This window comes from Gemmatimonas sp. (assembly GCF_041689975.1).
In the GTDB taxonomy this organism is placed as follows: domain Bacteria; phylum Gemmatimonadota; class Gemmatimonadetes; order Gemmatimonadales; family Gemmatimonadaceae; genus Gemmatimonas.
Genome location: NZ_JBDNFF010000017.1, coordinates 1 through 19,506, shown reverse-complemented (window position 1 = coordinate 19,506; position 19,506 = coordinate 1). Strand labels below are relative to the sequence as shown.

Genomic DNA, 19,506 nt, shown 5'->3' with positions numbered 1-19,506 from the left:
GGTCGCAGGAAGCGCTCATAGCGCTGCAGTCCCGCTGCGGTGTCGTGCAGGTAGTAGATGCTTTCGTTGAAGACGACCACGTCGAACAGTTCGGTGGTCGTGAACTCATTCATGTCGCCGACGACGAAGCGCGTGTCCGCGTTCGCCTTGTGCTGTGCTTTCGCGATGGCTGCCTCGAAGTCGACGCCCAGGTACGCGCCGGCGGCACCCCGCAGCTGCTCCTGAAACACGCCCTCGCCGCACCCGACGTCGAGCACCGCACCGCCTGGCTTGAGACTGGCGACGTACCCGGCGAGGACGCAGTGATGCGCCAGCTCCTCGAGATTGCGGAGCCAATCCCAGCCACCGCTGGCATACTCGGTGTTCCAGCGTTTTTCCCGATCGAGTCCAGGGAGCGGCGTACGCCGCGCACCAATCGCGCGGATAACGGGAGCGCGGTTGGGTCGGAGCCGATGGATGGATTCTCGGAGGTGTCAGGTGGCAGTTGCGACATCGAACCAGGAAGAAAGGGAAGTCAGGAAAAGGACGGCGTGAGCAGGCACTTGGCGAGCTTAGCGACGAGCCTGCCGCTGGTGAGCGGACCGCCGACACTCATGCGCCCCAGCCGCCATGGATTGGTGCGCCGACCATTGCCCCACCGTTTGAGCGTCAGCGCTGCGGCGTAGCCGGCCTCGCGCGTACGCTCTAGGGCTTCGCGGTCGTGGGAGCCATACGGAAAGGCGACGCTTTCACACGGAACGCCGAGCAGCTGCTCGAGATCATGCCGCGCGCCCACCAGTTCGTCGTGGGCATCGGCGGCGGACAGCCCGCGAACCCGGCGATGATGTCGGGTATGCGAGCCGACGTCATGGCCATCCCGCACGAGCGCCCGCAACGCGGACGCATTCAATAACGTCGACGGTGGCGCACCCGGGTCCCACACATTGCGTGCGCCGACGTAGCCCGACACCGCATACACGGTACACGGCCAGCCGTGCGTGGCCAACGCGGGGAGTGCCTGCGAAGTAACACTGGCATAGGCATCGTCGAAGGTGATGGCGATGGGCCTCGCCGGCAGCGCCTGCTCGGCACGCTGCCAGCGGATCAGCGCGCCCACGGTCACGCCCTGAAAGCCAAGCCGGGCGAGGGCCGCCAGGTGCGCCGCGAACTGCGCGGGCGTCACGAAATTGGTATCCGACTCGGAGCCGGTTGGCGGAACTTCGATTCTATGGTAGCACAGGATGGGCACTCGCATCCGATCACCTGGAGATCAAAGGGAGCGCGTCTTGCGTTGCGCATCCCAAAGTAAGGCATACTTCGCGAAGGCGCCCCACGCGTACGTCGAGCAGAAAAGGAATCCGCGCATTCCCTCGCGCCACATCCCCTGCACCAGGTACGTCTTCACAAACCGCCAGAGTGGATGGAGCAGGAGATGCCGCAGCGTCACGGTGGAACCTTTTTCTTGCATATCCGCCGCGCCCCACGCGCCGTAGCGTACGCATTTGTCCATCTGGTGGGCCAGGTCTCGGTAGGACTCATGATCCAGCCGGCCAGACAGATTCGCGACGGGCACCTGCATGTCGAGTCGCTCGTGCACGCGATCCGTGGTCCAGCGACTGGTCTTTGGAAAGAGTCGCACATGGTAATCACGGCCCCACGCGCCGCGTTCGTACCGAGCGCCGAGATAGTGATTGCGCAGATGCACGCGATATGCGGTCCGCGCCGGGTCACGGACGGCCGCCTCGATGCTCTCCTGCAGCTCAGGGGTGACCCGTTCGTCGGCGTCGAGCGACAGAATCCACGGGTGTGTGGCCACCTCGATCGCGGCGTTCTTCTGGCGGCCGATCGTCGCACCGGTGACCACGAGCACTCGAGCTCCAAACCGACGGGCGATGTCGGTGGTGGCATCGGTAGACCCGCCGTCGACCACGATCACCTCGTCAGCCCAGGCGACGGAGGCGAGGCAGTCGGGGAGCCGGTCCGCTTCGTTCAGCGTCGGAATGACGACGGAAACCCCAGCCGGCCGGTCTGGCACGTGTTCTGCCAAGGGCAATCCGACGTTACTGTTCGGGTAGGTCATGACGTATGGATATCTCAGCGGCAAGCCGAAGCCAGCCCGACCGTGCGTCTTAACTGATCGTTAACCGAAGTTCGAGACCTTCATGGTGCCCCTCCTTAGCCGGACTGATTGGCCGAATCCGGAACGGGTGCTGGTCATCGAAGATGACGAACCCCTGCGGATGACGCTGCTCGAGATGCTCTCGATGCATTGCGGTGACGTGCGAGGCGCCTCGTCAGTCGCCGAGGCGATTCGTGAATGCACGCTCCGTCGCCCGGAGATCATCCTCCTCGACCTCGGGCTGCCCGATGGAGATGGTGGGGATCTGCTCGGCCAACTGCGCGGACTGACCGACGTGCCGATCATCGTGCTCTCGGGGCGCGACGACGAGGAAGGCCGCGTGGCGCTGCTCGATGCCGGCGCGGATGACTTCGTGAACAAGCCGTACAGTGCGGCCGAGCTGCTGGCGCGGATTCGCGGTCAGTTCCGACGCGCGTCGCAATCCACGCTCGCCCGCTCGTGGGCGCGCCTCAGCGTGGATGGTGTCGAGATCGATCTGCTGGAGCAGCGAGTCGTGAAGCACGGCGTCCCGCAGCGCTTGACGCCGACCGAATGGTCGGTGCTGCGCGCGCTGATCCTGCATGCCGGTCGCCCGTTGTCAGCCAGGCAACTCTGGGACATCGTCTGGGATCGCGAGTTCGGGGACCCGACGGTCCACGTGCGTGTGCACATTACGCACCTGCGCCGAAAGGTGGAGCCCGATCCGTCCAAGCCACGCCTGATCGTGACCGAACCCGGCGGCGGCTATCGCTTCGCGCCGCCGAATTGAGTCGCGGCGTGTACTCGGAGCCGAGTCGCGCGCGCGCCTGGGCGGTGTATCTGACCCTGTATATAGTCGCGACGCTCACGCTCGGATTCGCTTCTCGGAATCCGGCCGTGCGCGTTGCCCACGGCGTCCTCGTCTATCTGGTGCTGATCATCGGCGCCAGCCGACAAGGTGGACGCGGCCTTTCCGCCACACTGGTCGTGCTCAGCTATCTCGCGGTCGACTTCCTGCTTGTGCCGCCCAAGCGCAGCTTCGGCAACGCCTCCGAGCTCGATTGGCTTATTCTCATCGGGTTCGCCGCGACGGGCATCTTCGTGTCGGCGCTGTTCGATCAGCTTCGGGTGGCGCTGGCTTTCGCGCGCGATCGCACCCTCGAGGTGGAGCGACTCAGTGCGGAGCGTCTACAACTCGAACGGGAGGCCGCCACGGCGCGCGTGATGCGCGAGGCGAATCGCCTGAAGAACACACTCCTCCGGTCCATTGCGCACGACCTGCGCTCGCCGGTGGCCACGCTGGCCCTGCTCGCGGATCCGGCGTCAGGCTTCGCCTCCGATCGTGCGCTGTCGCGTGTCGCCGAGGAATCACAACGTCTGGGTGCGTTCCTCAATATGCTCCAGCGATTCGCGGGCGCCGACGACGCCTCCCTCCTGCTATCGACACACGATGTCGCGGAGTTGGTGCAGATCGCCGTGAAATCGTCCGAGGCGCTGCTGACCGGTCGCGAGGTGCCGATCCACGTTCCGGAGGCCGGCAGGGAGGTGCGCTGCGATCTCACGCTTTCCGTGCAAGTGTTGGGCAACCTGCTGCAGAACGCCGCGCGATACTCGCCGCCGGCGTCGCCGATCGAAGTGTTCTGCGCTGCGGTCGACGACAATCTCGAGATTGTCGTGGCGGATCGAGGACCCGGCATTGCCGCCGAGGACCTCGTCCGCCTGTTCACACCGCTACAGCGTGCACCCGGCTCATGGAATGACGCAGCGAGCAAGCAGGGGCGCATGGGCATGGGCCTGTCGATCTCCCGGACCTTTGCGCGCGCTCAGGGAGGTGATGTCCAGCACCGGCCACGAGATGGGGGTGGATCGCTCTTCGTGCTCACGTTGCCACGCGCCCTGGTGCGTTGACGGCGACCGGGGCACCGAAGAACTGAAGTGGCAGTGAACGATCTTACCGGTTGCAGCTCGGGTAGGTCGGGTCCGCACCGCCAATGGCCGGTTTCTCCTTCCGGTTCGCCACGGCGGTCATCACCTCATGCACGAAACGCCCGAGTCGCGCGGCGTGATCGTAATCGATGTACTGCGGTTCATCCGACTGCATGTGGTAGTCGGGGCCGTAGCCGAGGGACATGTACACGACCGGGATGTCCTTGCGAACGTAGTTCACCTGGTCGCTGCGGCAGAAGCGGTTGAGCGGGTTGGCAGGAATGTCCCAGCTCTTGTCGATCACCATCGGCTCGGCGCTGTTGGCGTTCACCGAGTCGATGATATCGCCAAAGTCACGCGAGAGACGACGCGCACCGAGCATCTGTACGGAGTTCGGTCCGCCGAACTTCACTTGATCCACGCGGCCTTTGCCGACCATGTCCATGTTGTGCGCGGCAACCACCTTCTCGAGCGGGATCGTGGGATTGTCGGTGAACCAGCGCGAGCCGAGCAGGCCGCCCTCTTCACCCTGGTGTGACACGAAGATCACCGAGCGCGCCGGCTTCTCCTTGGCGAACTTCTCAGCGAGTTCGAGCAGCACCATCGAGCCCGAGCCGTCGTCGTCGGCGCCATTCATGATGGAGTCCTTGCGGGCCGGACGTGCAGCGCGCGCCTTGGCGATCAGCGCGTTGATCTTCACTTGCTGATCGGCCGTCGGAATGCATGACGGATCGTTGTTGCCCTGCCGGCGCGTCACGAAGTTCGTGGCACGCAGCGAGTCGTGGTCGGTCACGGTGGTATTGATGCCCACGTGGTCGTTGTGGGCGCCTACCAGCACGTACTCTTCCTTGAGCGTCGGGTCGGAGCCGGGGAGCACGGCGATCACGTTGCGCGCGGCATATACCGCCGGCCGCCACGTATGATTCCACGACGCCGTGATCGGCTGACCGACGGTGCCGACGGTGACCTCGCCGATCGGCTTACCGAACAGCCGTTCGGCCATTTTCCGCGAGATCGTTGCGCCGGCGGGCGCGTCGGCGTTGGCCGCGCTCGTCGGCCGCATGCCGTTGCGCCCTTCGAACGCCGCATTGATCGTGGCCGGCGTCATGTCGTCGAGGCCGATCACCAGCACCGCCACGGCACCGGCGCGTCGCGCGCGCGAGTCACGCGCGGCGGTGGCGATGGCGGAGCCGAGTACAGCGCGGGCAGGCGTGGACGCCGCCACCTTGTCGGCAGCGAGAATCGCCGTCACACCGAACTTGTTGGGCACATCGGCGCAGCTCACGAACGACGCCGGCCCGCGCACACCGCCAGACGTGCCGGCGCCCGGTGCGACCCGGAACACGGCGACCTTGCCCTTGAACGCCTCCGCATCGAGCATTACCGCTGTGTCACCCCAAGTGCCAGCGAAGACGGTCGGCACGCCGTTCAGATCGGCTTTGCCACCGAAACCATTTTGCGCGGTCGGAGCGGTCGGGATCCAGTCGCGCTTGGGCGCGAGCGCCGCGCCACCAATCTGGAGCGATGACGCGCTGCTATCGAACTGGGTGGGGCCGAAGGGGAGGGTCTGGAAGTACGTGCCGCTGTCACCCGCCGGCCTGAGGCCGAGGCGCTTGAACTCGCCGGCGATGTACTCAGTGCCTTTCACGTTGCCCTTCTCACCGATGCGACGGCCCTGCATGGAGTCGTCGGCGAACTGGTAGAGACGGGTGCGAAGATCGTTGGCCGTGATCGCCGAGACGGTGGGACGCGGGGCCCACGTACGCGGTCCCTCGTCGGGCCACACCGGGCGTTCGGGGCGCGCCACCTTGGTGGCGTTGGGGCGGTTCTGCGCGGGGAGCGCAGCGGAGGCAACAGCAAGCAGGGCCATCGCCGTCACAGCAAGACGTGCGGGTCGAAACACGAGACGCATCCTTGGTCAGGTGAAGCAGTAATCCGGGCGCGAAGCAGAATGCCCAGCGATCTCCAACAATACGCCGCATATTGCTCTGGCGTTCACCCGTCTCCCGCCTGCCTTGGTGCCCTATGCGCGTTCGTCCCGCCCGTTTCCTGCTTTCGGCCCTGTTGTGGGCCCTTCCCGCCGCCCTGCCTGCCCAATCGGCGGCCTCCTTCACGCCGGCTGACCTTGGCGGCCTGCGTCTGCGCAACATCGGCCCCGCGTCGATGAGCGGCCGCGTGGTCGACATGGACGTCGTCGAGTCGAACCCGAGCACCTGGTACGTGGCCGGTGCCACGGGCGGGCTCTGGCGTACCACCGACAACGGCGTGACCTGGCGCTCCACCTTCGACGCGCCGGTGCATTCCATCGGCGACGTGGCGGTGTTCCAGCCCAACCCGCAGATCATTTGGGTGGGCACCGGTGAGCGCGCCAGCCGGCAGAGTGTTGGGTGGGGCGACGGCGTGTACAAGAGCACCGACGGCGGCACGACGTGGCAGAACATGGGACTCGCCACCAGCATGCACATCGGGCGCATTCAATTGCACCCGCGCGATCCGAACATCGCGTACGTGGCGGCGCAGGGCTCGGTGTGGGGCGCCGGCGGCGACCGCGGTGTGTACCGTACCACCGACGGCGGCCGCAGCTGGACGCGCACGCTGTTCGTGGACAACGAAACGGGTGCCACCGATGTGGCGATGGACTGGAACGATCCGAACGTGCTGTACGCGTCGACCTATCAGCGTCGTCGCAGCGCCTACGGCTTCGACGGCGGCGGCCCGGGCAGCGCGCTCTGGAAGAGCACCGACGCCGGCGCCACGTGGAGCAAGCTCACGGGGAATGGACTGCCCGACGGGGAGTACGGCCGTATCGGCATCGGCGTGTACCGCAAGAATCCGCGCATCCTCACGGTAAGCATCGAGCAGGGCGCACGCTACAACGCCAGCACCGCGTACATCGTGCGCAAGGCCGGCGTCTACCGCAGTGAAGACGCCGGCGCCTCGTGGACGTTCATGAGCGACTGGAATCCGCGTCCGATGTACGCCAGTCAGGTGATCATCGATCCGAACGACGATCAGCGCATCTACATGCTGAACGCGTATTCGTTCAGCGACAACGGCGGCAAGACGTTCACTGCGCCACGCACGACCACACACGGGGACGACCGTTTTGTGTGGGTGAATCCCACCAACAGTCGTCATGTCGTGAAGCTCGACGACGGCGGCATCGGTATCAGCTACGATCGCGGCAACAAATTTCTGTACGTCACATCGTTGCCGCTGTCGCAGTTCTATCGCGTGGCCACCGACAACGCGGTCCCGTTCAACGTGTATGGCGGCCTGCAGGACAACGGATGCTGGGTAGGACCGAGCGCCAGCTGGACCACCAGCGGCGTGCTCAACGAACACTTCTCGCGCCTCTGCGGCGGCGACGGCTTTCACGTGACGCCCAATCCGCTCAACCCGCGCACGGTGTACTCGGCGTCGCAGTTCCTGGGGCTACAACGCAGCGACACGAAGACGTGGGAAGTGCAGGACATCCGCCCCGGTGATTCCACGGGACACATCGCGGGTCGTCGCAACTGGGAAACGTGGGGCAAGCCGGGCGCCGAACAGGTGCTGGGCAACGCCATGCATCCGGCCAACTGGGATGCGCCGTTCATCATCTCGCCGCATGACACGGCCACGGTGTATGCCGGCGGTCAGCATCTGTTCAAATCGGTAAATAGCGGACGCACGTGGAAGGACCTGGGTGACATGAGCACGGGCGTCGATCGCTCGACGTTGCCGCTGATGGGGCGCAAACCGGGCGAGAACACCCTGTCGCTCGACGATGGCGTGCCGTACTTCCCGGGCGTGACCGCGCTGGCCGAATCGCCGCGCATGAAGGGCGTGCTGTACGTGGGGACCGATGACGGTCGCTTCCGCGTGTCACGCGACGGCGGCGCCACCTTCGTGGATGCGCAGGATCGTTTCCCCGGGCTGCCGAAGGGTTCGTGGTTCGCGGGTGTGGAAGCGTCGCGACATGCGGCGGGCACGGCGTATGTGGTGATCGACAACCATCGCAGCAACGATTTCGCGAACTATGTGTATGCCACGACCGACTTCGGCACGACGTGGCGTCGTATCGATGCGGGGCTGCCGGCCAATCGTGTCACGCGCACCGTGCGTGAAGACGCGCGCAACCCGAAGCTGCTGTATCTGGCCACTGAATTCGGTGTGTTCATTTCGCCTGATGCCGGCGGTCAGTGGGTGCCGCTGCGCAACAACATGCCGATGATGCCGTTCAACGACATCACGATCCAGACACGCGACAACACACTGGTGTTGGGTTCGCATGCCCGCGGTCTCTGGATTCTCGATCAGCTCAACGCGTTGCAGGAGCTCACGCCAGCGGTGGCGGCCAGCAACGTGCATCTGTTCACGGTGCAGCCGGCCATGCAGATCCGCACGACGAATCTGCGTCCGCACACCGGCGACATGATCTTCCGCGGAGAGAATCCGTCCAACGGTGCGCTCATCGACTACTGGGTGCGGGAGCCGGGAACGGCGATCGAACTCACCGTCATCGACAGCGCTGGTCGCGCGGTGCAGACGCTCAAGCCCACGACGGTGCGCGGCGTGAATCGCATCGTGTGGAACTTGCGCTACGCCGACCTGTCGATTCGCAGCGGCGGTGGTGAAGACGACGACGCGGGGCCGAGCGCGACGACGCCGGGTCCGCTGGTGTTGCCCGGCACGTACACGGTGCGCCTGGCGTACGGCGGCACGGCGCAGCAGCAGCGCGTGCTGGTGAAGGAAGATCCGCGCGTGACTGTGTCGCGGGCTGAACGTGCGGCGTGGACGGCGTTTCATAGAGCGGTCGCGGCGGTGGCGACCTCGCATACGGCGACCGCGGAGAAGTGGCGGGCGAAGACCGGTACCGATGCCGACACGCGCGACGGCAAGCGCCAGGCAGCCGAGTTGAGTGCGCGAATTGCTGGGCTTTATGGAGCCGTGGCCCGGTATACCGGCGCGCCCACGTCGGATCAGCGGTCGGAGCTTCGCTATTACACGCGCATGACGGCTGCGCTGGCCGAGTCGGGACGTTGAGGGTGGTGTGCGGTTGAGGGTTCGTTGAACTGAGTACGCAGAGGATAGGAGAACAAGAGAAAAGGAGAGCTGGTCGAGTGGCTATGGCGATCCCCTCTTTTTCTCTTTCTCTCTTTTTCTCTGTGTGATCTTTTCTGCGGTCGAGGGTGTATCATGCGTTGAACGGTTCTCTGCGCCTCCGCGTGGTACATTATGGGATGTGCATCGCGTTCATCGTTGGGCTGACTCTTCTGCTGGCGGCGTGCGAGAGCACGTCCGAGCCGACCTTTCGGCGGCCAGCCTGGCTGGGTTCTCCCCCTCGCACGATCCAAGCACCCGACACGGTGCGCGCCGGTGTGCCGTTTTCGGCTACCGCATTTGCCGCAGGCAGCGGAAGCATTCAATGCAACCAACCCGACGGCGCGTCGATCGCACAGGGTATCCGCGTGGCGCGGGTGGAGATTTTCGTGAGAGTGCCGCGTGGAAACGTGCCGTGCACTCGCGACCTCAAGTACTATCCGATTCCGATCAGCCTCACATTCGCCACGGCGGGTGTTTCCACGATTCGGGTCGTCGGCACTAAGCAAAATTCGGAGACGTATGCCCTCGATTCCCTCGAGCGGTCGGTCGTGGTGGTGCCGTAGTGTATGTGCCGGTGCGTGATTGATCATCTGTTGAACGGATCACGCAGGGAACGCAGAGGCGCAGAGGAGTGCTGCGGAGGGATCGTGGCACTCCTCTGTGCTATTTGCTTAAAGCTTCCGCTCTGCGCCTCTGCGTTCTCTACGCCTCTGCGTTCTCTGCGCCTCCGCGTGAGCGGTTACAGCGGCGCGAGAGGTTCGAACCGTCCCTAGAGTACCGGCCGTCCCATGCTCCACCTCTGGTCGTCGTCGAAGTACGCCATCGAACTCCCCGACGGGCATCGGTTTCCGATGTCCAAGTATCAGCTGTTGCGGGAGGGCGTGTTGGCTGAGGGGCTCGTGCCACCGGAGCAGATGCATGATCCACAGCGCGTGTCGGTAAACGACCTACTGCTCGTGCACACGCGTGAGTACGTCGATCACGTCACCAACGGCACGCTGCCGCCGGCGGAGCAGCGTCGGATCGGGTTGCCGTGGTCGGAGTCATTCGTGGAGCGCGCGTATCGGGTGGTGCAGGGGACGTGCGAAGCGGCGGAGTCGGCGCTCGAGCATGGCGTGGCGATGAATCTGGCGGGCGGTACGCATCACGCATTCCCCGACCGCGGCGAAGGGTTCTGCACTTTCAACGACGTGGCCGTGGCGATTCGTCGTCTGCAGCGCGACGGGCGCGTACGCCGCGTGGCGATCATCGATCTCGATGTGCATCAGGGCAACGGCACGCACGGCTGCTTTGCCGGTGACCGAAACGTGTACACGTTCAGCATGCACGGCGCGAAGAACTTCCCGTTCCACAAAGTGCCGGGTACGCGCGACGTGGAGCTCGACGACGGGACCGGCGACACCGAGTATCTCGAGCGCCTCGCAGTGCATCTGCCCGAGGTGTTGCGCGACGCTCGGCCTGATCTCGTGGTGTATCTGGCCGGCGCTGACCCGCATGAGGGCGACAAGCTGGGGCGACTCAAGCTCACGTTCGAGGGGCTGCACCGCCGGGACGCCTTCGTGCTGGAAATGTGCCGGGAGATCGGGGTGCCGGTGTGCGCCACGATGTCCGGCGGATATGGCCGGGACGTGCGGGATACGGTGCAGGTGCACCTGAACACCGTGCGGGTGCTGCAGAGCTTCGCGGGGCGCTAATTTTCCGAGGTTCCCCCTTTCCGTCTTCAGGAGACCTCCGGATGGTTCGTCGTACGTTCCTGCTCGCGAGCTCAATCGCTACGGCGTTGAGCGCTGCTGCGAGCGCGCTCTTCGCGGTCCCCGCGATGGCGCAGTCGCCCGTCTACAAGTCGTCGGCTCACGATTACCGTTTGGTGACCGTAGCCGACGGCCTCGTGCAGCCGTGGTCGATGGCGTTCCTCCCCGGCGGCGACTTGCTCGTAACCGAGCGTCCCGGCCGTCTTCGTATCGTGCGTGGCGGGAAGCTGCTGCCCACGCCGGTTTTGGGCGTCCCGGAAGTTGTTTACCGTGGACAGGGAGGTCTGCTCGACGTGGTCGCGCACCCGAATTTCGCCACGAACAAGCTGATCTACCTCAGCTTCTCGAAGCCGACGGGCGGCGGCGCCGCCACGACGGCGGTGGTGCGCGGTCGCTTCGAAAACAACGCGCTGGTCGACGCCAAGGAAGTCTTCGTGGCCGATACCAAAGGCGCGCCGGGCCACTACGGCTCGCGCATCGCCTTCGACAAGAGTGGTATGATGTTCATCACGGTGGGCGAGCGTCAGGCGCCGCCCACCGGTGATCTCGAAAAGCATCCAGCGCAGGATCTGTCGAACCATCACGGCAAAGTCATTCGTCTGTTCGACGACGGCCGCGTACCGCCCGACAATCCATTCGTGGGCAAGGCCGGCGCGAAGCCGGAGATCTGGAGTTACGGCCATCGCAACCCACAGGGCCTCGCCATCCATCCCACCTCGGGTGAAGTGTGGGCGACGGAGCACGGACCGCAGGGCGGCGATGAGCTCAATCTGATCCAGAAGGGGCTCAACTACGGGTGGCCGGTGGTCGGCTTCGGCGTGAACTACGGCCCCGGCGTGGCGATTCATGCGGGCACGATGCGCGCGGGCATGGAGAACGCGAAGAATGTGTGGGTACCCTCGATCGCTACGTCGAGCCTCATGATCTACACCGGCGACAAGTTCCCGGAGTGGAAGGGCAGCTTCTTCGTGGGCGGACTCGTCGGACAGCGCATCGTGCGTCTCACGTACGATGGCAAGGTGTTCACGGTCGAGGACAATCTCGCGCGCAACCAGGGACGCATCCGCGACGTGCGACAAGGGCTGGACGGGTTCATCTACTTCTCGATCGACGATCAGCAGGGAAAGCCGAGCGCGATCGTTAGGATGGAGCCGGTCGCGCGGCGGTGAACTGCTAACGGCGCCAGGAATCAGGAGCGCCAGGAATAGACGGCGCCAGGAATGAAGGGCGACACAGCGAACAACGTGAGGGCAAACGGCGAGAACGCGGTTTGCCCTCACGCTTTTTATTTCTGGCGCCGTTTATTTCCAGCGCTGTCTATTCCTGGCGCGGCTTATTCCTGGCGCCGTTCGCCGTTCAATCCGGCGCCGTTATTCCCATCGCTTCCCATTCTTCCTTTGCCGGCCCGTACATTCCGCGTATCACCAATCCGGCCTGTCGCGTAGCAACCGTGAGTTGACCACGGTGATGCGCCTGATGCTTGATGAGCACATCGAGCGTCAGGCCGCGCGGCCATGTCTCGCCGTACATGTCGTCCGATTCGAGTAACGTGCTGTCGGTCCACTTGGCGTGGAGTTGCGCGCTCAACGACGCGGCGGCAGTGCGATAGGCGTCGGCGATCTCTGCGGCGTGCGCGGGCACGGCATCGTGCTCACCGGCGCCGGACACCACGAGTGCCGTGCGGTTCAGCATTTCCGGAATCGACTGTGCGAGGTGCCACGCCAGATGCCCGATCGTACGGCCGCCGGGGTAAAGCTGCGGCAATAGGGACGCGTCGGTGAGGCGGTCCAGCAGCTTCTGTGTATTCTCGGACTCGTATTGCCAGGCGGCGTGAAATGGCGTGAGAGAGGCATACATGGGGGGCGCGGTGAAGTAGTGAAGCGGCGGGATCGAACGGCGAAGGGCGCTAGGAATAGACGGCGCTAGGAATGAACGGCGCTAGGAATGGCAGGCGAAACAGCAAACAACGTAACGGCGAACGGCGAAAACGCGGTTTGCCCTCACGCTGCTTATTCCTAGCGCCGTTCATTCCTGGCGCCATTTATTCCTGGCGCTTTTGACTCCTAGCGCCGTTAGCCGTTCACTCACCCTTGACGCGCCGCCTCCACGAACGGAAGATGCCGGATGACGACTCCTCTGCCTGTCGCGTTGCGACGCACCCTTTCGCTGGTCCTGCTGGTCGGTCTGCCGTTCGCGTCGGCCTGTCGCGTATCGGTCCGCACCGGTGCCGAGCCGCAGTTCATTCATCCCGACGGCCCGCCGGCGAACCCGTTTTCACCGGCCGTGCGCGTGGGCAACCTCATCTTCGTGTCGGGCACGCTGGGCACCAGAACCGACGGTACGCTGGTGCCTGGTGGTATTCAGCCGGAAACGCGACAACTTCTGGAGAACATCAAGCGCACGCTCGCGGCTGCCGACGTGGGGATGGACCGAGTCGTGAAATGCACGGTGTTCCTGGCTGACCTCGGGGAATGGCCGGCCATGAACGAGGTGTATCGCAGCTACTTCAGCAACGGGAAGTATCCGGCGCGCGCGGCCGTGCAGGCGACGTTGCTGTTCGGGGCCCGGGTCGAGATGGAGTGCGCGGCGGCTGCGAAATAAGCCACGCGTGACCGGCGAGCGTCGCGCATGATCACGGACGATCCGAAGTCGGCGGGCTAGCCGCCCGACAGCAAGTAGTTCACTACGTCGCGCGCGCGGAACGACGCGCGATCGCCGAGAAAGGCCCCGATGTGTAACAGCTCGTCGCCGCTCGTGATCAACGCCGGTTCCTCTCTGTCGCGATTCTTCTCGGTGTCGAGCGTCTGCGGCATGCCGACTGCGGAGATCAGGCCGTTGCAGACACACTGCCGGCCGATCGTATCGACGAGCAATCCGCCCTTGTTCACATAGTCCTGCTCCGGCTCGGCCGGGCAGCGATAGCCCAGGCGTCCATCGTCGCGCTCATACGCCGTGCGCAGATAGCCCAGGTCACAGCGACGCTCGCGTTCGATCGTGGCCGGATGTCCAGGCCACGACACGACCTTGAATGGAAAGCCGGTGGGTGACGTGCGCGGGTCGGTGCGAATCGAGAGATCTCCCCTGCGCGCGTGCTCGAGTACCGTGGCTTTGAGTTCGGCGTCGAATCCGGACTCGTCGCAGTAGGCGAACAGCGTGCCCACCTGAATGCCCGACGCGCCTTCCGCAAGCGCGTGCTGCAGCTGCGCGGGCGATCCGGTGCCGCCGGCCAGCCAGAAGGGGAGACCGAGTTCGCGCATCCTGGCGAGATCGACCGCGTCGCGTTCACCGTAGATTGGTTCACCGGTTGCCGAAAAGGCACCGCCACCGCGCGCGGGCGCATTGTGGCCACCCGCGGTCGGTCCTTCCACCACGAACCCGTCCACGCGACCCGTGGCCTTTCTGGCCAGCGTCGCGGCGAGCGAATTTGCGGCCACGATGGCGAGGAAGCGCGGCCGCGTGAGCACATGCGTAGCGTCCGCGCCATGGGCCACCGGATCAAAGGTCAACAACGGCGTATCGGACGCCGCCACACCCTCCACGTCGAAACGCAGCGATGCCGTTTCGTTCCCCGCAAGGCGATCGAGCGCCAGCGGAATTTCGCGCGGAATGCCGGCGCCCATCAGCACATAGTCCACGCCGGCCAGCATCGCACCATACAGTGACGCAAGATTCGGCAGCTGAAGCTTGGTGAGCAGGTTGATACCGACTAGACCATCGTGTCCGCGTTTGGCGAGAAACACTTCGACGAAGTTGGCGAGCATCGTGAGCTGCTCACGCGCCACGCTGACGTGCTGCTTGTACAGCGGGAGCAGTTTGTACGGCTGCCCCTCGCGTCCGTTGGGAAGGAAGTACCGTCGTAGCACCGCCGCGCCGACCTCCGGAATCGGAAACGCGTCGATGGCGCGGCGTATCTCGCCATCCGTGTCACCGTCCTGCAGACGACGAACGAGCAGGGAATCAAGCGCCGTGCCGGAGACGACGCCCAGCTGCCCAAGGCGTGAGACTTCACGCGCCAGCAACCAGCGCGACACGCCGACGCCCATACCGCCTTGAATGATCACCGGGAGGGAAGCCTGAGTAGTCATAGACTCGAAGGATGGTCGGACCCCCGCCCGACGGCTGTCGGCTATTCCCATGTGTGGCTGTAGTGAATCCCCTGACAAAGGCGACTGCGGGTGCCTATTCGTCGGCGGCGAGGCCGTCGAGGTTGTAGCCGAGGGAGCGAAGCTTGGAAGCCATGTCCTTTTTTTCGGCCGACCTCACGTACGCCTCTTCCGCTTCGACCGTCTTGCTCTTCACCAGATTCATCAGCGCGTCGTTCAGCGTTTCCATACCCAGTTTCTTCTGCGTCTGGATGATGTTGTTGATCTGCACCGTCTTGCCTTCGCGGATCATCGAGCTCACGGCTTTGTTGACCAGCAGGATTTCGCGCGCGGCCACACGTCCGCCGCCGATCTTCTTGCACAGTGTCTGTGATACAACGCCCTTGAGCGACTCGGCGAGCATGACGCGGATCTGATCCTGCCGGTCGGCGGGGAACTGATCGACGATACGATTGATCGTAGACGCGGCGGTCGAGGTGTGCAGCGTGCCGAACACCAAGTGACCGGTTTCCGCCGTCTCCAGCGCGATGGCGATCGTTTCCAGGTCGCGCAGTTCACCGACGAGAATGATGTCCGGATCTTCGCGCAATGCCGCGCGCAGGGCGCTTTTGAACGACTGCGTGTGCACGCCGACCTGACGCTGCGTGATCAGGCACTTCTTGCTCTGGTGCACGAACTCGATCGGATCTTCGATCGTGATGATGTGATCGTGTCGCGAGCGGTTGATCAGATCGACCAGCGCGCAGAGCGTGGTCGACTTGCCTGAGCCGGTGGGGCCGGTGACCAGCACGAGTCCCTTGGTGAGCGCGCAGAGCTGCTGCACCTCGGGGGTGATGCCCATCTGCTCCACGGTGACGGTGGTGGTAGAAATGGTGCGGATCACGGCGGCCACGCCGTTCCGGTCACGCAGCACGTTCACGCGAAAGCGCGACACGCCCGTGATTTCGTGGGCGAAGTCGGTATCCCAGTGATTGTCGAACTCTGCCTTGTTCTTGTCCGGCATGATCGAGCGCACCATGCGCGCCACCGATTCGTCATCGAGGATCGGCTGATCCTCGAGGCGAATGAGGTCGCCCCCCAGCCGGAGGATGGGCGGCTCTCCCACGCGCAGGTGCAAGTCGGCAGCGCCGCGGCGCACTTGCTCGAGCAGCAGTGCTTCGAAGCGCTCCCGGTCGCTGACGGATGAATCCCCGAACGGCCGATCGGAGGCACGATAGCGTTGAATCTCGCCGGGGGGCGCGGCTGGAACCTCGGTCACAGGAACCCGTTCGGGTCTGTCGATGAACTTGCGCACCGTCAGTCGCGTGTGCGACGCGCTCCCGTCCTGCTCAACCAGCCATTGCTGCGCATTCCAGCTGTACAGAAACCGGATGCCGCGAGCGGCCGCCACCGAGGCCTTCTGGTCTGCGTCAGTCGCTAATTCCTGCACGAGCGCCAGGACCTGCTTGCTCGAGAGCACCTGCTGGCTGATCGGCTGCAGCCCACTCGGCGTGAGACAACAAATGGCGGCGTCGGACTCGAGAATGATCTGGCTGGCGGCGCCTGATTCAAGGCGGGCCAATACGCGGTCTAATTGGGGCACGGTGTCACTGCACTGGAAAACGTTTGGGATCTGCAGCCATGGCCATGTTTTAAGTATGGCACATCTGCGCGCTGTGATGTGGACGATTCAGCGCGCCCGGGCGGTACAAGGTCCCGTTTCGTTCCGCGAGCGTTGCGAATCCGTTGCGTGACCGACGCCACCTCGGGATACGATCGTCGGGTGACCGTCCGACCTGGAGTTCATCGGCCGCCTGCACGACGACTGGTTGATCAGTCACAACGTTGGCGCGCAGTTCTGGTTTACGATTCCGTTGACGGCGCTCCTGGTGTGGGTCACTACCGTACTTCTTATCCCCGCGCTTCTCCCGTACGTACCTGATCATGGGTGGTGGCGCCCACACGATCTAGCGGCGATCCGACCTCCGAGCACCACGCGTGAATGGGTCCGGGTCGCCATCTCGGCATGGGTGGGCGGAATGTCACACGTGCTGCTGGATGGCGTCACGCACGGCAATCACTCCGGGTGGTTGGTCCCGTGGCTTCCGATCTTACGAACGCCCGTCCCTCACTTCGGCGGGACAGTACCGCTGCACGACGCCTTGCAGCTGTGGTGCTCCGTTATCTTTGCCGTGGTGACGCTGGTGCTGTGGCGCCGCATGGTTCACCAGCGAGCGATGTGGCAATGGCGTGGCACGGCGCAGGCCGACGGCGAGCGCGTTGTCGAACGCCGTCGGCCGCGCATGCCACGGAAAGACGGCGTGCTGATCGCTCGACTGATCCTTGTCGTGGCAATGCTCGGCGCGGTCTAGCGGCAGTTCTTCGTCACGGTCGCCGCTGCTGACTTATCGCCGAGCTTGACGGCTTCGGCCAGGTCGGCGCAGGCGCCCGCGGTGTTCCCCAGCGCCGCCCGCGCGATCGCCCGCAACGTGTACACCTCCGGTCCTGTCATCCGCCGCTGGATGGCTGCGGTGAAGTCCCGCTCGGCATCGGCCCCTCGCCCCGTCATTCCTGCCGCGCGTCCGCGCAGGAGCCAGCCCTGCGCAGCGTCGGGAAGTGCCCGCACGTACGCATCGAAGTGCTCCCACGCCTTGGCGCCGTCGTTGCTCATCATGTGCCCCATCCCTTCCACGAGATCGAGTTGGGGGTCCTTCATGCCTAGGGCGCGGGCACTGTCGATATCGGCGAACGAAGCTTTTGCGTTGCCCAGACGTTGATGGACGATGGCCCGGCCCGCGTACGCGGCGGCGAAGCGACGATCCTCCGAGATGGCCTGGGTGTAATCAGCCAAGGCTTGTTCGAACTCCTCGAGCTCGCGGTGCGCGCGTCCCCGCTGCTGCAGTCGGGCGGCGTCACGCGGTATGTTGGCGAGCGCGCTGTCGAGCATGCGAACCGCCTCGTGCCACTGACCGGCTGCCAGGGCGCGGTCGATTGGAGACGGCTGGGGTGAAGCCTTTGACGCCGCCGTGCGCACGGACATGGCGACGAGCGCCCCCAAAAGCACGGCCGCCCGTGCGCCGCGCGCAGTCATGAATAACCGTATCCGTATCCATACACCCATTTTCAGGCGCTCTGTGTCGTGATGAACCGCTCTCGTACGCCCGTTCCGTAGAGTGTGAGCAGCGCGCCTGCCACGGCCAAAGCGGCCAGAAAGAGAAATGCGTAATCTGCGCTGCCGGTGGCGGTTCGGATGCGGCCGATGATATCCGGACCGAAGTGCCCGCCGAGATTACCGACGGCGTTGATCCAGGCGATGCCGGCGGCGGCGGCCGATTGGCGGAGAAACGCCGTTGGTAGGGACCAGAAGGTGGCGAGAAATGACAGCACACCCGCAGTCACGAAACAGAGCGCGATCAGCGCCGGGACCACGTGGGCGCCGACGAGCACCAGTGCCACGAGTCCCGTGGCCGCCACGAACAGTGAGCCTGCCACATGCTGGCGACGTTCACCGGTTCGGTCGCTGCGTGCGCCAGCCCACACCATGACGATACCGGCGGTGCCCCACGGAATCATGCTGAGCAGCCCGATCTGGAGGTACTCGGTTTTCCCGATGCCAAGTTCCTGCACGATGGTCGGCATCCAGAAGCTCACGCCATACAGCGAAAACGTACCGGCTAAATACACCAACGCCAGCACCCACACGCGGCCACTGCGCAGCGCCTGCGTCGCACCGTGCGCGGCACGGTGTCCCGCCTTGTGGGCGGATTTCACGGCTACGCCGTGTGCGGCCGTGTCTTCCTGCGCGAGCTGCGCGGTGATTGCGCGGTGCTGCTCAGGCGTGAGCCACGTCGCCTGCGCCGGACGATCCGGGAGCAGGAACCAGATCGCGATGCCGGCGATGATCGACGGAATGGCCTCGAGCACAAACAGCCAGCGCCAACCATCCCAGCCAGCCAGGCCGTTGGCGTATTGCATGATCGCTCCCGACACGGGTGCGCCGATCACGTTGGCGACGGCCACCGCAGTCATGAACAGCGCCACGGTACGCGCCCGCCGCGCGGCGGGAAACCAATACGTGAGATAGAGAATGATGCCGGGGAAGAAGCCCGCTTCGGCGATGCCCAACAAGAAACGCAACGCGTAGAATCCGAACTCGAGCGGCGCCACGCCGAACAGCGCGGGCAGCGGTCCCCACGGAATCCGATCCACGAACGCAAAGGCGCCGGACACGATCGCCCACGTGAACATGATGCGCGCGATCCATCGCCGCGCTCCGAACTTCTCCAGCAGCAGGTTGCTTGGTACTTCGAACAGGAAATAGCCAAAAAAGAAGATGCCGGCACCGAACCCGTACACGGCATCGGAGAAGCCGAGCGCCGAGGCCATCTGCAGCTTGGCGAAGCCGACGTTTACACGGTCCAGAAAGGCCACGATGTAACTCACGAAGAGCAGCGGCAGCAGACGGCGAGCGGCGATCGCGAAACCGGACTCGGCGGCCGTCGTCACGCGATCGCGGGCCACAGCGCGAGACTGCACAGCGTACCGGCGACCGTCATCACGGTGCGCACGCGGGCATTCCATG

17 protein-coding genes are annotated in these 19,506 nt (G+C 64.7%); 8 read left to right on the top strand and 9 right to left on the bottom strand.

All coding sequences use genetic code 11. The annotated features are described in order from the left end of the window. From ACESNG_RS01120 to ACESNG_RS01110, 3 genes are all read right to left on the bottom strand, one after another. The coding region (locus tag ACESNG_RS01120; RefSeq protein ID WP_373067376.1) for a trans-aconitate 2-methyltransferase at positions 1 to 257 on the bottom strand (257 nt) is incomplete at its 3' end. Between the two features lie 257 nt (positions 258 to 514). Then, positions 515 to 1,234 carry a polysaccharide deacetylase family protein gene (locus ACESNG_RS01115; protein ID WP_373067374.1) on the bottom strand — a complete coding sequence of 240 codons (720 nt, stop codon included), beginning with the start codon at positions 1,232 to 1,234 and terminating at the stop codon, positions 515 to 517. Between the two features lie 15 nt (positions 1,235 to 1,249). Next, positions 1,250 to 2,059 carry a glycosyltransferase family 2 protein gene (locus ACESNG_RS01110; RefSeq protein WP_373067372.1) on the bottom strand — a complete coding sequence of 270 codons (810 nt, stop codon included), beginning with the start codon at positions 2,057 to 2,059 and terminating at the stop codon, positions 1,250 to 1,252. An 82-nt stretch (positions 2,060 to 2,141) separates the two neighbouring features. On the opposite strand from ACESNG_RS01110, the gene ACESNG_RS01105 reads away from it, so the two are divergent. Together ACESNG_RS01105 and ACESNG_RS01100 are read left to right on the top strand one after the other, a co-directional pair. Next, a complete protein-coding gene (locus ACESNG_RS01105) occupies positions 2,142 to 2,867 on the top strand; it encodes a response regulator transcription factor (RefSeq protein WP_373067369.1) in 726 nt (241 codons plus the stop codon). Then, on the top strand, positions 2,864 to 3,985 hold the full coding sequence (locus ACESNG_RS01100; protein WP_373067367.1) for an ATP-binding protein: 1,122 nt from the start codon (positions 2,864 to 2,866) through the stop codon (positions 3,983 to 3,985). The genes ACESNG_RS01105 and ACESNG_RS01100 overlap by 4 nt, the downstream gene beginning before the upstream one ends. Before the next feature lie 43 nt (positions 3,986 to 4,028). Here ACESNG_RS01100 and ACESNG_RS01095 read toward each other — a convergent pair whose 3' ends face one another. Continuing rightward, positions 4,029 to 5,906 (bottom strand): M28 family peptidase, encoded by a 1,878-nt coding sequence (locus tag ACESNG_RS01095; protein WP_373067364.1) that lies wholly within the window; start codon positions 5,904 to 5,906, stop codon positions 4,029 to 4,031. Positions 5,907 to 6,028: 122 nt separating this feature from the next. Between ACESNG_RS01095 and ACESNG_RS01090 the strand changes: the two genes are divergently transcribed. The 4 genes from ACESNG_RS01090 to ACESNG_RS01075 all read left to right on the top strand — a co-directional run bounded on the left by ACESNG_RS01090 (position 6,029) and on the right by ACESNG_RS01075 (position 12,011). Beyond that, positions 6,029 to 9,031: a VPS10 domain-containing protein gene (locus ACESNG_RS01090; RefSeq protein WP_373063627.1), complete on the top strand. Its 3,003-nt coding sequence runs from the start codon at positions 6,029 to 6,031 to the stop codon at positions 9,029 to 9,031. A 197-nt stretch (positions 9,032 to 9,228) separates the two neighbouring features. Beyond that, complete coding sequence (locus ACESNG_RS01085; RefSeq protein ID WP_373063629.1) at positions 9,229 to 9,654, top strand: hypothetical protein; 426 nt, start codon at positions 9,229 to 9,231, stop codon at positions 9,652 to 9,654. Between the two features lie 225 nt (positions 9,655 to 9,879). Further along, positions 9,880 to 10,785 carry a histone deacetylase gene (locus ACESNG_RS01080; RefSeq protein WP_373067362.1) on the top strand — a complete coding sequence of 302 codons (906 nt, stop codon included), beginning with the start codon at positions 9,880 to 9,882 and terminating at the stop codon, positions 10,783 to 10,785. A gap of 41 nt (positions 10,786 to 10,826) precedes the next feature. Next, entirely contained in the window at positions 10,827 to 12,011 is a 1,185-nt protein-coding gene (locus ACESNG_RS01075) for a PQQ-dependent sugar dehydrogenase (RefSeq protein ID WP_373063633.1), read from the top strand. A 187-nt stretch (positions 12,012 to 12,198) separates the two neighbouring features. Here ACESNG_RS01075 and ACESNG_RS01070 read toward each other — a convergent pair whose 3' ends face one another. Then, positions 12,199 to 12,699 (bottom strand): DinB family protein, encoded by a 501-nt coding sequence (locus ACESNG_RS01070; protein WP_373063635.1) that lies wholly within the window; start codon positions 12,697 to 12,699, stop codon positions 12,199 to 12,201. A gap of 267 nt (positions 12,700 to 12,966) precedes the next feature. Here ACESNG_RS01070 and ACESNG_RS01065 point away from each other — a divergent pair, with 267 nt between their 5' ends. Then, a complete protein-coding gene (locus ACESNG_RS01065; protein ID WP_373063637.1) occupies positions 12,967 to 13,443 on the top strand; it encodes a RidA family protein in 477 nt (158 codons plus the stop codon). 56 nt (positions 13,444 to 13,499) lie between these two features. Here ACESNG_RS01065 and ACESNG_RS01060 read toward each other — a convergent pair whose 3' ends face one another. Both ACESNG_RS01060 and ACESNG_RS01055 read right to left on the bottom strand, forming a co-directional pair. Next, on the bottom strand, positions 13,500 to 14,927 hold the full coding sequence (locus ACESNG_RS01060; RefSeq protein ID WP_373063639.1) for a nitronate monooxygenase: 1,428 nt from the start codon (positions 14,925 to 14,927) through the stop codon (positions 13,500 to 13,502). Between the two features lie 94 nt (positions 14,928 to 15,021). Continuing rightward, the gene (locus tag ACESNG_RS01055) at positions 15,022 to 16,527 is read right to left on the bottom strand and encodes a type IV pilus twitching motility protein PilT (RefSeq protein WP_373067360.1); all 1,506 of its coding nucleotides are present in this window, start codon (positions 16,525 to 16,527) and stop codon (positions 15,022 to 15,024) included. A 193-nt stretch (positions 16,528 to 16,720) separates the two neighbouring features. Between ACESNG_RS01055 and ACESNG_RS01050 the strand changes: the two genes are divergently transcribed. Further along, on the top strand, positions 16,721 to 17,296 hold the full coding sequence (locus ACESNG_RS01050; RefSeq protein WP_373067379.1) for a DUF4184 family protein: 576 nt from the start codon (positions 16,721 to 16,723) through the stop codon (positions 17,294 to 17,296). Here the strand turns inward: ACESNG_RS01050 and ACESNG_RS01045 are convergent. After that, on the bottom strand, positions 17,293 to 18,015 hold the full coding sequence (locus tag ACESNG_RS01045; protein WP_373067357.1) for a tetratricopeptide repeat protein: 723 nt from the start codon (positions 18,013 to 18,015) through the stop codon (positions 17,293 to 17,295). The two genes, ACESNG_RS01050 and ACESNG_RS01045, sit on opposite strands and share 4 nt — an antisense overlap. 32 nt (positions 18,016 to 18,047) lie before the next feature. Continuing rightward, positions 18,048 to 19,505: an MFS transporter gene (locus ACESNG_RS01040; protein WP_373067355.1), complete on the bottom strand. Its 1,458-nt coding sequence runs from the start codon at positions 19,503 to 19,505 to the stop codon at positions 18,048 to 18,050. Position 19,506: the final 1 nt, after the last annotated feature.

Coding starts and splice junctions, on each gene's coding strand:
- ACESNG_RS01115 (WP_373067374.1), bottom strand. CDS start 1,234: ATGCGAGTGCCCATCCTGTGCTACCATAGAATCGAAGTTCCGCCAACC.
- ACESNG_RS01110 (WP_373067372.1), bottom strand. CDS start 2,059: ATGACCTACCCGAACAGTAACGTCGGATTGCCCTTGGCAGAACACGTG.
- ACESNG_RS01105 (WP_373067369.1), top strand. CDS start 2,142: ATGGTGCCCCTCCTTAGCCGGACTGATTGGCCGAATCCGGAACGGGTG.
- ACESNG_RS01090 (WP_373063627.1), top strand. CDS start 6,029: ATGCGCGTTCGTCCCGCCCGTTTCCTGCTTTCGGCCCTGTTGTGGGCC.
- ACESNG_RS01085 (WP_373063629.1), top strand. CDS start 9,229: ATGTGCATCGCGTTCATCGTTGGGCTGACTCTTCTGCTGGCGGCGTGC.
- ACESNG_RS01080 (WP_373067362.1), top strand. CDS start 9,880: ATGCTCCACCTCTGGTCGTCGTCGAAGTACGCCATCGAACTCCCCGAC.
- ACESNG_RS01075 (WP_373063633.1), top strand. CDS start 10,827: ATGGTTCGTCGTACGTTCCTGCTCGCGAGCTCAATCGCTACGGCGTTG.
- ACESNG_RS01070 (WP_373063635.1), bottom strand. CDS start 12,699: ATGTATGCCTCTCTCACGCCATTTCACGCCGCCTGGCAATACGAGTCC.
- ACESNG_RS01065 (WP_373063637.1), top strand. CDS start 12,967: ATGACGACTCCTCTGCCTGTCGCGTTGCGACGCACCCTTTCGCTGGTC.
- ACESNG_RS01060 (WP_373063639.1), bottom strand. CDS start 14,927: ATGACTACTCAGGCTTCCCTCCCGGTGATCATTCAAGGCGGTATGGGC.
- ACESNG_RS01045 (WP_373067357.1), bottom strand. CDS start 18,015: ATGACTGCGCGCGGCGCACGGGCGGCCGTGCTTTTGGGGGCGCTCGTC.
- ACESNG_RS01040 (WP_373067355.1), bottom strand. CDS start 19,505: ATGGAATGCCCGCGTGCGCACCGTGATGACGGTCGCCGGTACGCTGTG.